Raw genomic sequence first — 13,237 nt, forward strand, 5'->3', positions numbered from 1 at the left:
CGGCAGCCCGCTCCGGTTCAAACCGTGCCTTCAGCTCCTGCCAGCGCTGGCTGCCGCCGCCGCAGGATGCGTGATGGCATCCGGCAAAGAGGGCGCCGTTGGCAAACTGGATGGCAAACGCCCCGTCTTTGTGTGCGGAGGAGAAGGGGCATTCGGCGAGGACAAAGAGCGTTCCTCCGTGCCAGGGTTTTTCAGACCTGACGGCGATGCCTTTGGTATTGAGCCAGTGTCCCAGGTCGAACGAGCCGCGGCGCCGGGGTTGATCTTCTGCTGGTGCAGAGCAGGGCAGGAGGGCGGCGAGGCCGCGGAGTGTGGCATCCGGGACGACCTGCGGTTCGTCCGGGGCCGTGATGATTTGGGCCTGCCGGTGCGGGCGTTCTGCGGTGTGGTCCCCCTTTCGGGCGGTGGTGCCGTAGAGTTTCCATATGCGTCCGGCGTTGAAGTTCGCGGTGTCGCAGTGGACAACCTCGTCTGAGAAGAAGGTGTCGAGGACCGCAAGGCAGGCCTTTATGAGTTGGGTGGCATCATTGTCGTTCGGGAGGTCGATGCGGTAGAGGAGGTGTGCCCCGTTGCCGGAGTCGGCAAGGACGGGTGCGGGAAAGCCCTTCCCTGCCAGCCATTCGTCAATTGTTTCGGCCCGTTTGAGGGCAGCGAGGTGCTCTGCTTCGTTTGCGGAGACGCCGCTGGGCCGGACGGGGTCAAGGTCAACGGGGAGCCACCGGCGGCGGCAGATGTCGGTGTCGGCGGTGGTGGCGTCGCTCCGGGAGAGGCGCTGCTTGACGCGGTTGGCCCGCCGGGAGAGGAGGGCCGGGTTCACCTCGTTGAGTGTGACGTAGATGCCGTGCACATCGCGGAATGCGTCCATTGCTCCCGCCTTCTCTGCAAGGAGGTCAAAGTCGGTGAAGTAGCCGCTGTGGACGCCGACATCGCCGAGGGCACGGAGTTCGACGACGTCACCGTCGGAAAAGAGGAGGGAGAGTGAGTCCCGGATGCCGGTGGGGTCAGGAGTCACAGGTGCCCGATCAGAGGTTGCGGGTGTCCGATCAGGATTCACAGGCATCCCCCCATGCAGTCGGGCATCGTCGGGAAGAGGGGTGCGGAGACCGCCTCACCGCGGGCCACCTGCCGGAAACCTGCGAAGGGTATCGCAAAGTGGCCCGCCCGCGTTGCGACGAGGACAGACCGGCCGGATGCGTGGACGGTGATGTGGCCGTCGATGATCGCTGTGACGATGACTGACCCGTCGGGCTGGACATGCTCCTCATCGTTCCGGGTGAGGGGGACGCTCTGCCCGTAGAATAAGAGGGTGCGGATGTCGTCCCGACTGAGTTGGTAGGTCTCCTCTGCGATGGTGAGAAAGAGGGTTTCGCCTCTCCCGAGGGCCAGGGTGCCGGGTTCAGTCTGCATGCGGTTCACCTCGCGGGGAGTGGCCAGCCTTCGGGGAGGGGCCGCCTCGTGGGGAGAGGGCGGCGAGGGTGGTGAGGGTGATCGCATAGTCGTGCCTGCCGGTGCGCCGGATGACGATCTCGGAGATCCTGCCTTTATGGGTGTGGACTTCTCTGGAGACTGCCTGCGGGATGAGGTAGAGCGGGACGGACCCGGCGGTGATCTGTCTCCCGTTGGGGTTTGGTTTCCCGTTAGGGATCTGTTTCCTGCCGGAGATCGGTTTTCCACCGCCGACCGCACCAGCAGCATCAGCAGCACCGACAGTACTGACCGCATGAGCAGCACTGACCGTGGCGACCGCATCGACCGCATCGACCGTAGCGTTTATAGAGTCTGCCGCCGACTGTTCATTGGCGGTTCCGTTCGAAACACTGTTGGCGCATGGTTTTGTGGTGGGGCTGCCATCTATTGTTTCTGCGTCTGCGGGTTGTTTTGCGTCTGCGGGTTGCCTGTCTGTTCTGATTTTGGTTACGGTCTTTGCTTTTGTTTCGGGTTTTCTTTCGGTTTTTGTCTCGATTTCTGTCTTGATTTTTTTGCTTTCTTTGATCTCGTTCATGGAGGTAGTCTCCTGTGCAAGAAATGCTGTGCACATGAGAAGAGGGGCGGTCAGAGGTGATATAGAAGAATAACGCGTCGTGAAAGGGGGATTGGGTGGTGTCGGGGTTTGCCTTGCGCCGGGATGGTGATTAAACGCTCGGGGCGGGGTTCGTTTCCCCGAAAAAACATGCCCTTACTTTCAGACGGGGTGGGATGTTTGGTGGGGGAGGCATGCTCTACAGCCTCTCAGAATATTCGGTGAGGGAGGGGCCTTATTGGTCTGTGATATGTGGGTTGTTTTGGGAATAACTTGCATTACTGCCGTATATTATTGGTGGTAATGATCGGGGTGAAAGGGGTCCATTCCGGGCGTATTTTCGCCAAAAATTGGGGGAAACATGATTAAACTCAAACTGGCAAACTTAGGCTGTATCTCCTTGTTCCAAATCAATGTTGGATACAGGGCATCTTCAATTTTACAGAACTTTCGTCACACTACCACACCGATCACAGTTGTGGTAAAAGTATCGGGCGATGAGGGAGGGGCTGAGATTGTATTTGATCATTTGTCACCGTCATATCCGGTAGATTCGGACAATGTTTCGCAGATGAATGCTGCGGAAATTGGCAGATCTTCAGGCCCTTTACTATTTGACTGCACGATGTTCTTCTGTTATTCGAAATAGCTACGGAGATGTGTGCCAGAATCCTGTTAACAATACAATATTCGAGTCCTGGATGATTACGGATGGTTGCAAACACGGGAATTTAGCAAAACGATGCCATAGACATTTGAGGATTAAAGGCTGAGAAATACCTCTCCGAGAACATGATGAGATCGTCCTTCATATTGAGAATTGTTTCAGCCTTATCCTCCCTGTTGAATCCTTTGAAGAATATAGGTCTAATTTTCAAAAAAAGAAATTTATCTGAGAAACCTATCTTTGAATTATCTGGTTCAGTAATTCCGATAAGCTTTCACTGAATTTAGGGGTCATTGGCATTTCATACTTTATCATATGCTCCGTTTGAACAATGAAATGAATTAATTCATCAAGATGAACGGGAGAATTTCTTTTAATTGCCTCAAGAGATTCTAGCAATCCTGCTTTATCCTGAAGTTGGACATTAACCTGAGCCAGGTTTATCGATTTGTCCATAATATCTTTTTGTAATTTCCGGGTCTCCTCTCCATTTCTACTTTTAGCTAATGTATCTTTGAGCCCTTCAATATCTGTCAAAATCTTGATCTTTTCGTATTCAAATACACCAATCTCCTCTTCATGATCTCTCTTATCTGAAACATCGGGATCGATCGGATTTTGATGCCTTCTGGCTGAAGCAGCAGCATTGTCTCTGTAATGTGATCTATTTGGTTTTCTTTTTAGTACAACAGGAATCGCAATACCGATGAGTAAAAGCATTCCAATTATCCCAATTACCATCTCGTTACTTAATCCGGGTATTTTTGGTATGGGAATCGGCAAGGATTTTTCAAGGCTGGCATCAACTGAGATTACATCACCCGCGGTAACACTAACTTCTTTCAGATAGTCATCATATCCTTCATACACCAGTTTCACATTATGTTTGCCCGGAGATACTCCGGTGATTGTTACTGGTGATATCCCTTTATAGATGTCATCAAGGAATACATTTGCAGGACCAGGTGTTGAGGATACTTTAATGTCGGCGGTGGACTTTGCTAAAGTTGTAGCTAATGTCTTCAGAGACCCGGGAGCAATTGAAATTTGTGTAGAATAGTCTTTATAACCGGATTTTTTCATTGAGACAGTATGCGTACCCTCTTTAATATCTGAAATTTTCAGAGGAGTTTTTCCGCGAGAATTTCCATCAAGGTATACTGATGCCTGAGAGGGATTTGAGGTTATTGATAAATCACCCGTTCCTTTTATTAAAGTGAATGAAAATGTGCCGGATTCATAATAGGGACCATAATTTCCCAGACCCATCGCTCCGGTTTCATAATATTTGACCCGAATACTTCCGGTATAAGTTCCGGTCAAAGCATCAGCTGGTGCTGATATCGTAAAATAGAAGGTTGATGAAGAATATTCGCTAATCCTTGACGTGGTTCTGCTTATTGGTGAGATTGAACACCTGCTCGATGATGCAATTGTTGGGGTGACAACAACTCCATAGGCATAATCCAAACCGGATATCTCCTGTACTGAAACAGATAATGTCGAGGTACTCCCTCGTTCAATGGTAGGGGAGTCTGGATACACAACCAGATTTGGATTCCCCATTTCTGCACTCACACAATTGATACACACAGCACAAACCAAAATTAATATTAGAAAAAATCCTATCGGTAATTTGCATTGGTTTGACATAATATCCAATATTATAATTACTATTTTTTTACGATAAATCCCATTCATTTGATTTAAAAAAATGATGGATGTGTATAAACTAACCCAGGATCATCTCATTTGCCGTTCTATTCCTGCAAATATTCAGGGAAAATATATCCTCAGCACCAACTCATGGCTATTCTTCTCTTTCGTGAAGCCCATTGCTACGGATTATTGTGATCTGGCGTTTCTCTTCATTCCGTTCATGGAAATGATTTCCTGTGCATAGGAGAAGAGGGATGCCCATATCTGATATTGATGAATAACACGTGGGGAATGGGTTGAATGGTGGATTTGGGATGCTATTGCGCTCAAATTGCGCTTAAATGCGCCCAGGGCCGGGATTTCGTTTTGAATGAATGCATCCCCACAGACGGCCGGAGCAGGCTGATCTTCGGGGGAGGCATACATTCCATCCTCTCAAAATATTTCCTGAGGAAAGGGTCTTATTGGTCTGTGATATGTGGGTTTTTTCGGAAATAAACTGCATTACTGTCGTATATTTCTGGGAGTAATAATCGGGGTGAAAGGGGTTCATTCCGGGCATATTTTCGCAAAAACTGGGGTGGGAAAGATGTGGGTGGCAGTTGCCGCTTTTTTGTCATTCATACACTGGTTCAGGTGAGTTCAGGCCAAGGGTCGGTCAATGTCTCAACTGTGGTCCATATTGTGGAATTTTGGTTAAGAAACGAAATTGATATTTAAATTTAAATCATCAAAATAGTATATGGATTCATATAATCAAAAAGACGTGAATTTGCTTTACCAGGTTTCGCGGATAATTGTGAATCCTGATATAAGAGATCGTAGAAAAGTCATTCGAAAAGAGCTTGTTCTTGCCACTCTTGCCACTTATTCAATGGATGATGTATTTGATGTATCTGGTATTAAAAATTCATTGCTAAATAAAACTGGCCTTAGTTTTAGCGAAAATGATATTGTAAATATATTGGATGATTTAATCCTTGATGATACTATTTTCCATCAAACAGGGAAACGATATTGTCTAAAATCAGAAATAGAATATGTAAGCTTTGACAATAGATTTGATTTTGTATGGAATGAATTTGCATCCAATTTTTTAAAAAAGCATTATTCCGATTTTGATCCGTATCTCCATAAAAATGTTAGAACATTTTTGGAAGATCTGATACTGGAAATTTTGCAAAGGTTTTCAATAGATGATTTGCCAGTAAATAATCAATCAGATGCACTTCCAATGGAAAATATTGAACCTGTTATTGATGAAAAAATAAGATCTAACATTTTTCAGAAATTTTTAGAAAATCCCTTAAAAAGATCTGTAATTGAATATCTGTCTTCGGATGAAAACAATGAGGAATTGCACAAATTTATTTTTGATTGCTACTATAGCCTTATTAATATCCATATAATTAAAACAGAGCAAGATATTCCTGATCTTGATTTTTGTAACGAGATCAAATTCTTTCTTTTAGATACGAGTTTTATTATTCCTTTGTTATGTCAAACAGATCCCAAACATACTCTTTCATATACAATAATTGAATTTTGCAGAGATAAAAATGTGAATATCTTCTTCTCTGAAAAAACAAAAACAGAATTGAACAGCTTAATTTTAAATTTAAATAATCCTCACAAAAGAGCAAATCAAAGATCTTCATTGGATAATCAATTTATTCAAGATTTTTTGAAACAATCAGAAGAAGGAATCAGTTGGGAAGAATATTTCACGGGAATTTCTTATTGGAAAAAAGAACTTGAATTGAGGGGGATCTCTGAAATAAAGAGTAATGATAAAATTATAGTTAATCAGAATGTTTCAAAGAAAGTAACAGAAAATTTAAGATTAATAGACTCTTTGGAAGAGGAAAGGAAACAAAAACTAAATCCTCAACATGAATATAGGATACGAAGTCCTTTTTCAAATGAACATGATGGATATTGTGTTGGTCTAGTTTATCATTGTAAATTCGTGCACTATAATTCAGAGAGAATTGGTCCATTATTCTTAACCTATGATAACAGATTAGCAAAAATCAATGAAATTTTGAACGAATCTGATAAATTTGGAGTGATAATACAACCTAGATCAGTATTAAATTACATATTAGCTTTTAGTCCTCTCAAAATTGATGAGAAAAATCAAGAAAAGGTGGGTTCTGCCTTATTGAGATATACTGCCAGACTTCAACACTCTCAGTTGACATTGGATGAATATTTAAAACTATTTTCAGTAAGGACTGGTTTGGAATCAAAAAATATTGAGGTACTGAAAAGAGTAATAGTCGAAACTCCACTGATTGATGAAATAAACAAGGCCTTACGGGAAAACAATGAATTCAATGCTGATGATTCGATTATAAATTTTGTACAATCTAATGCATTTCAAGAAAAAATTGATCAGGTAATTAAATCCGATGACGAAAAAATAAACTTGCAAAAAGATAAAGATCGTTTAATAAAATTATTAAAAGAGGAAAAAGAGGAAAATATAGCTATTTCAAAAAAGAAAAATACCGTAAATATAACAAATATTACACATAATTATTATTCTAATTATAATTTTGAATTTAATTCTCAAGTTGATTCTAAAATATTAAATCAATTTAATCTTTTAATGGAGGAAATTCTGGAAAAATCCCTATTAGAAAATGATATTTTAGAAATACCTAATGATAAAATAAGTACAAAAATTCAACTTAAAAAATGGATAGAATCCAGTTTGAGTAAAATAAAAACTATAAAGAACACTCACCAGGATTTGAGCTATTTAATTGGAATTATGGATTTAATTTTGGGAATGATTGGATCCTAAATTTGCCACTCCACTCAAATTTCTTAGATTGTGGCAGAATAGAATTTGACCGTTTACCCTTCGCGATGAATTTCCAACAAAAGAAGAAGCAGATAGCTGGTTAGCAAAAAAAGCTGAAGACTGGGGCGTTGTATTAACTGATCCAAATCACGGAATCATGTTCCTGTTTTTTTTGGAAAAATCCATCAGCACTCCTGTCAAAAATAATGTAAGAGAATGCAGGATTCAAACGATCTGAATGATTGCAGCTGAGGAGTGAAATTCCAAACTAACTCATTTATTTGGTTATATTTCAATCTATTTTTAATGCCCCCCATAGAATTCAAAATATTTTATAATGCAGGGCGCTCGACCGCCCGGATTCCAGTTAATTCGTCTGGAAACCGCAAGGCCCCTGGATTTTCCAACAATTCAACTCCAGTCTCATTTTTCAATATTAAATTATCAGGGATTGGTGCCAGGCCATGACAGAAATGCCCGGAGAGATGGTTCAGGTTTCGGTGAATCGGTGCCCCCCAAAGGAATTTTCCGGTAGGTATGATGAGCGTAAGATAATATCAGATGCCCTATTCCACGTCAAAGAGCGCGGACAGGTGATAATGATATCCGGTGCCCGTGGATCCGGTAAAAGCTCGTTACTGGACTGGGTTGAGAATGAGATCCAGAGACCAGATGGTGGGCTGAAAAGCCCGGCTTTCAAAGAGACCTTTTTAGAAACTCCCGGAATGATTATGGTCAGCTATGGAAAATTGCTGGCAGATATTCAGGGCCATACAACGTTTGGATGGTTTAAAAACATCGTACAAAATGAATCAGTGCAGAAAGGGATCACTGCATTAATTGGTATCGTAAAAGATTATACAACTCCAATAGACCCAATTGGTGTGGCGGCAAGAACCGGTGAGAAGTTGGCTGAAGCATACCTTCCGTCGCGTCCTATCGGACACGATCAAGTTCTGACAGCGTTTCTTGATGTTTTCAGAAAATTAAGTGAAGAAATTTCGCAAACAGATGGTTTTATAGCGATCTTCCTAGATGAAGCACAATGGTCATCCGATATCGATTTTTGTCTGTTGAAGGATTTAATACGGAATATCCCTCCGGGCATTGCGCTAATATTTACCTATTGTTTGGAGACAAAGACACAACAAAAATATGAAGAACTTCAGCTTGAACTGCTGCGACATAGTCATCAGGAAATTAAGCTAGATAGCATGCAATCAGATTGCATTACGGAGTTATTGAAGCTTCGCTACGGGCTAAATATCGATGAAATAACTGCCGATTTTCTTAAAGAAAACATCGGAGATCCACTCTGTTTAATTGCATGCATGAACCTGTTGCAAAAGGAAAAATTACCCGTAACCGTTGAAAACATTCAAGCAAATATGCATGCGGCGATCGAAGACCCTGCTGAGGTAATTTACCGGTGTTTAGATGAGATTCAGGCAAAATGGGCTAATTGTTTCTGTGTGCTCAATCAGCCGATGCCACTGACAATTATGGCCTGCATGTTACACTACCAGCCGGGTAAAATAATCCAGTTACAAGATGACTTGAAAAAAAGTTATGTCATTACAAAAATCGGAAAGGAGTTATATGAGTTTTCACATCCCTCACTCCGTGAGTATCGAAAGGATCAATTGCCAGATGAGGATTTAGAAGCATTTCACGCTATTGCAGCAAAATGTTTCAAAAATCGCATAGACAAATTGTCAGACGAACAATATGAGAACCGTTCTCTTGCCAAGCATGCTACTCATGAAAAATATTCTGAACCAGCATTTGATCTCAATTCCAGATTAGGAGATAACTAATATGAGCATTTATGAATTGCCGGATAAACAATATGAGATTCTTTCTCTTGCCGAGCATGCTTTTCATGGAAAAGATTATCAAACTGCATTTGATCTCAATTTAAGATTGGGGGATATGTATTATGACCACTATAATTACTCAACCGCTCTTGAATTGATGAATCGGGCGAAAATATCGGCAGAATCATTGAATGACAGAAGAAGTATGGCAGTAGCATATCAACGCACTGGCAAGATACTCCAAGAACTATACGATTACCCAAAATCGCTTAAAAATTACAAACAGAGCCTGGCGATCAGTCAGGAATTAGGTAATCGGGGGGATGAGGCTCTAATTCTTCACCAGATGGGAATGGTATACCATAAAGCAAACCAGCCTGATGGAGCACTGGATTACTATAAGCAGAGCTTGGCGATCGAACAGGAACTTGGCAACCGATCCGGTGCATCTTCTACCCTCCACCAGATTGGGATGATCTACCAGGACACAAATCGGTATGCTGAGGCACTGGATTACTATAAGCAGAGCCTGAAGATCAAACGGGAACTTGGTAACCGTGCTGGTGAGGCCTCAACCCTCCACCAGATCGGGATGGTCTACCAAGACAAAAACCGATCTGATGATGCACTGGATTACTATAATCAGAGCTTGGCGATCAGCCAGGAACTCGGTAACCGTGCTGGTGAGGCCTCAACCCTCCACCAGATCGGGAAGGTCTACCAAGACAAAAACCGATCTGATGATGCACTGGATTACTATAATCAGAGTCTGGCGATCAAACGGGAACTTGGTAACCGTGCTGGTGAGGCCTTAACCCTCCACCAGATCGGGATGGTCTACCAAGACAAAAACCGATCTGATGATGCACTGGATTACTATAATCAGAGTCTGGCGATCAAACGGGAACTTGGTAACCGTGCTGGTGAGGCCTTAACCCTCCACCAGATCGGGATGGTCTACCAAGACAAAAACCGATCTGATGATGCACTGGATTACTATAATCAGAGTCTGGCGATCAAACGGGAACTTGGTAACCGTGCCGGTGAAGTTTTTACCTTAGATCAAATGGGCAGATTATTCGGGGACATGTCCAAATTTGATGATTGTGTCTATCATTTTTGCAATGCTCTCTCCATTGCCGTACCCAATCAGATGCCAGTGTCCGATCAAATTCTCTTCAATCTAAAAATAGTTCATGATCAAATGGGTGAAGAACCGTTTACCGCGGCAGTGAATGAGGCATTCCAGGGAGACGAGCTGTCAGTGTTTGTTATTCAGGAAGTAAAAAGAAGGTCAGAAGAGGGGAGAAATTCTATTTGAACGCCCTGTCGCAAAGAATGTAACGATTGTAGATTTTGGTGTGGATCTCTGATCGTTTGTTTTTTTGAAATATGTTTTAATCAATAGATCACCTCTTGTTTCAATCGTTTCTTTTGAGAAGACGTTGTTTTCGTCCTGATTTTTTTGAGGTTTTGATTGATGTTATCACCGTTTATTGTGAGCTCGTTTCCGAATCCGGGTTATTTATGTATGGGTGCCTGACCTTTTGACTCAGTAATGGGATTGAGGTTAATCCTATCTTCACTTCGATTTTAATTCTGCCCGGTAAAGAGCCCTACAATGGAATGTATTCCATTGAGCTGAAATATTAGGTTCACATCGAATGAGAATCGCATCATATCAGAAATCATATTCTATTTCTTCCATGCTTTCATCAGACCATTCTATGAGCTTTTGCCGGAGCTCTTCTTTTGAAGGGAGATAGAGCTGGTAGCGGGAGGCATACACATTTGTATTTTCAGGAAGTGTGAGCTGTACGAGGGCGTCGTTGTTTGTTTTACAGAGGATGATACCGATCGTCAGGTTTTCATCGTCCAGTTTAACATGCCGGTCAAAATAATTGACGTACATCTGCATCTGTCCAAGGTTTTCATGGGTAAGCTTTCCTATTTTAAGGTCAATCAGGACGTAACAACGCAGTAATCTGTTGTAGAAGACTAAATCCACATAATAGTTGTCGGAGTCAAATGTAAATCTCTTCTGACGTGCTTCAAATAGAAATCCCTTGCCGAGTTCGAGAAGAAAGTGTTCCAATTTGTCAATTATTGCAGATTCAAGATCGTTTTCCGAATATTTTTCCTTCTCATCAAGTCCAAGGAATTCAAGAACAAGCGGATTTTTTATCATATCCTCCGGTTTTGTGATTCTCTGCCCGTTGTATGACAAGTCCCGGACTCCTTCTTTATCCCTGCTCAGTGCAAGTCTTTCATATAACCCGGAGTTAGACTGACGCTTTAGTTCTGCAAGCGACCAACTGTTTTCTGTTGATTCAATCTCGTAAAATTGGCGTTCATCCCTGGATTTTATTCCCATCAGGAATACATAATGAGACCAGCTTAGGGTAAAATGCGACGATTGGGCAGACACTGTCTGCGCAATTGCAGAGGAACAGTATGTTTCATTGCCCAATTTCCCAGACGCTGTCTGGGATATTGCAGGAGCACAAATCCGATACTCAATAAAAAACCTGCGCATATACTCAAGATTGCTTCTTGAAAATCCCCGTCCAAACTCTCTTGTCAGGCTTTCAGATAAATCTTTGAGCGTCTGTTTTCCGTATTCTGCCCTGTTATCTCCCAACTGCTCGTTTTCAACGATAAGCTTTCCAATCTCAAAGTTTGTGAGCACCTGTAATGTATTGATATTTTGTGCGGCATTTTTTCTGGCCGTTAGTATGAGATTTCGGACTTCACTTAAAAGTGGCAGGATTTCATCGTTTTTATTTTGTATAATTTTCCGGTTCTTGTCTTCAGCCATGTAAAACACCATCTGCACCATCATACTGTTCTGAAATCCTCAACACCGTGTGCATTCATTTTTCGCCTGTCACGGTTCTCTTTATCCCAATCGAGTACTGCATGAACCAGAGAAAAAGTAGAGGATTATATCATTCTGAAAATGACCCGTTTTAGATCATTCGTAACGGTTTTCCTCACAACTACCTCCCCTCCCCCGCAATCTTCGAAAACGGTATAATCCCCGCACCAATATCCGTCGTCACATTGCATCCCTGCTCAATGGCATTCGCCACCAGATTCAGACCGCTGAAGAAGACAATCGAGAGACGGTAGGGATCGGGCCTCAGATTAAACGGGCTCGTACCCATACCGACCGGACGGACAAACCCGCAGCCTGCCATATCATCAATAATACCCTCGACCTTTTCTCTTGCCTGAACAGTCACCTCCCTGACATTCACAAGCGCCACCCCGCTCCCGGTATGAACCAGACTATCAACCGAGGTCAGACCTGCATTAATAAAAAGAGACAGAGGATCTATTGTTGTGCCCCGGTAGCGGATCAGGTCATCAAAACAGACCGGCTGATTATCAGTAATACGGAACCTCCCCCCATATACAATATCAACACCAATCCCGTTATTCTGGAGCACGCCGTCCATCGTTATAGAACAGGCGGATATAAACCCGACCGTATCCGGCGGGAGACGGGGATCGTTATCGGTTATAGAGTAGCCCCTGAAGAAACTGTAACCACGGTTTATCACCTCATCATATGCCCGCGTAACATGTTCAATCTCATCATACGGTACATAGGTCAGGTTGTAGGCAATATCCCCGGTCAGCGTCTTCGGGTCAAACGATACATTAAATGAAAGCTGTTCAAGCCGGGATATCACATACCCCATACGATCATCAACCAGGGCATCCCCTGCCTCAGAATGACCGTCTGTCGTAAGAACCCGGCCTTTATTACCCACTTTGCGGGTAAATCCCTGCTCATCAAGGTACTGAAGATAATACTGTACTGCCCGGTCAGACATCGAAAATCCGCGTTCAGCCATCAGCTCACTGAGCCGCTTCGCGCCGAGAGGCCCTTGCTGCTGTTCTGAAAGAATACGCAATATCTCAACAGATCTTCTCTCAGAACGCTCAAAGGTCATTTCACAACCACCCTATACCAATTGCGGCATTGCAGAAATGAGAACAATTCATCAGTATGATAATTGAGGATTCGTTCATATCTATGTTTTGAAAAAAAGAGCATGCAACCGTTAGGTTTCACAGTGAAGACAGGCAGGAAGTCCACGAATTCAGTCGTGGGCAGTTGACAATATAATCTTTTGCGACAACATCATTCCTATAATCTATATGGAAATATTTATACGCGTAGGAAAGAAGATTCTTGTAAGCATTCATAGAAATATGGATGATAATGGCATGTCTGGTGACATGCCACATAT

The 13,237-nt window shown here is 43.2% G+C and carries 8 protein-coding genes and 2 pseudogenes; 4 read left to right on the forward strand and 6 right to left on the reverse strand.

Annotated elements, in window-relative coordinates; translation table 11 throughout:
- The 4 genes and pseudogenes from MKMG_RS00680 to MKMG_RS00695 all read right to left on the reverse strand — a co-directional run.
- Window positions 1-1,012, reverse strand: a pseudogene (locus MKMG_RS00680) (hypothetical protein); the annotation flags it as partial.
- Between the two features lie 38 nt (window positions 1,013-1,050).
- Window positions 1,051-1,407 carry a hypothetical protein gene (locus tag MKMG_RS00685; protein WP_165074426.1) on the reverse strand — a complete coding sequence of 119 codons (357 nt, stop codon included), beginning with the start codon at window positions 1,405-1,407 and terminating at the stop codon, window positions 1,051-1,053.
- Window positions 1,397-2,038: a hypothetical protein gene (locus MKMG_RS00690; RefSeq protein WP_165074424.1), complete on the reverse strand. Its 642-nt coding sequence runs from the start codon at window positions 2,036-2,038 to the stop codon at window positions 1,397-1,399. The genes MKMG_RS00685 and MKMG_RS00690 overlap by 11 nt, the downstream gene beginning before the upstream one ends.
- Before the next feature lie 883 nt (window positions 2,039-2,921).
- Window positions 2,922-4,265: a PEGA domain-containing protein gene (locus tag MKMG_RS00695; RefSeq protein ID WP_165074428.1), complete on the reverse strand. Its 1,344-nt coding sequence runs from the start codon at window positions 4,263-4,265 to the stop codon at window positions 2,922-2,924.
- Window positions 4,266-4,430: 165 nt separating this feature from the next.
- On the opposite strand from MKMG_RS00695, the pseudogene MKMG_RS00700 reads away from it, so the two are divergent.
- The 4 genes and pseudogenes from MKMG_RS00700 to MKMG_RS00715 all read left to right on the forward strand — a co-directional run.
- Window positions 4,431-4,554 (forward strand): annotated as a pseudogene (locus tag MKMG_RS00700) (IS5/IS1182 family transposase); the annotation flags it as partial.
- Window positions 4,555-5,145: 591 nt separating this feature from the next.
- Complete coding sequence (locus MKMG_RS00705) at window positions 5,146-7,158, forward strand: hypothetical protein (protein ID WP_165074430.1); 2,013 nt, start codon at window positions 5,146-5,148, stop codon at window positions 7,156-7,158.
- A 464-nt stretch (window positions 7,159-7,622) separates the two neighbouring features.
- A complete protein-coding gene (locus tag MKMG_RS00710) occupies window positions 7,623-8,975 on the forward strand; it encodes an AAA family ATPase (RefSeq protein ID WP_165074432.1) in 1,353 nt (450 codons plus the stop codon).
- A gap of 1 nt (window position 8,976) precedes the next feature.
- The gene (locus tag MKMG_RS00715) at window positions 8,977-10,296 is read left to right on the forward strand and encodes a tetratricopeptide repeat protein (RefSeq protein WP_165074434.1); all 1,320 of its coding nucleotides are present in this window, start codon (window positions 8,977-8,979) and stop codon (window positions 10,294-10,296) included.
- A gap of 360 nt (window positions 10,297-10,656) precedes the next feature.
- Here the strand turns inward: MKMG_RS00715 and MKMG_RS00720 are convergent, their stop codons facing one another.
- The gene (locus MKMG_RS00720; RefSeq protein ID WP_165074436.1) at window positions 10,657-11,793 is read right to left on the reverse strand and encodes a YhcG family protein; all 1,137 of its coding nucleotides are present in this window, start codon (window positions 11,791-11,793) and stop codon (window positions 10,657-10,659) included.
- A gap of 181 nt (window positions 11,794-11,974) precedes the next feature.
- Window positions 11,975-12,937, reverse strand: coding sequence for a DUF128 domain-containing protein (locus MKMG_RS00725; RefSeq protein WP_165074438.1), 963 nt, complete (start codon window positions 12,935-12,937; stop codon window positions 11,975-11,977).
- Window positions 12,938-13,237 lie beyond the last annotated feature (300 nt).

The sequence above is a fragment of the Methanogenium sp. MK-MG genome (assembly GCF_009914725.1).
Taxonomy (GTDB): Archaea; Halobacteriota; Methanomicrobia; order Methanomicrobiales; family Methanomicrobiaceae; genus Methanogenium.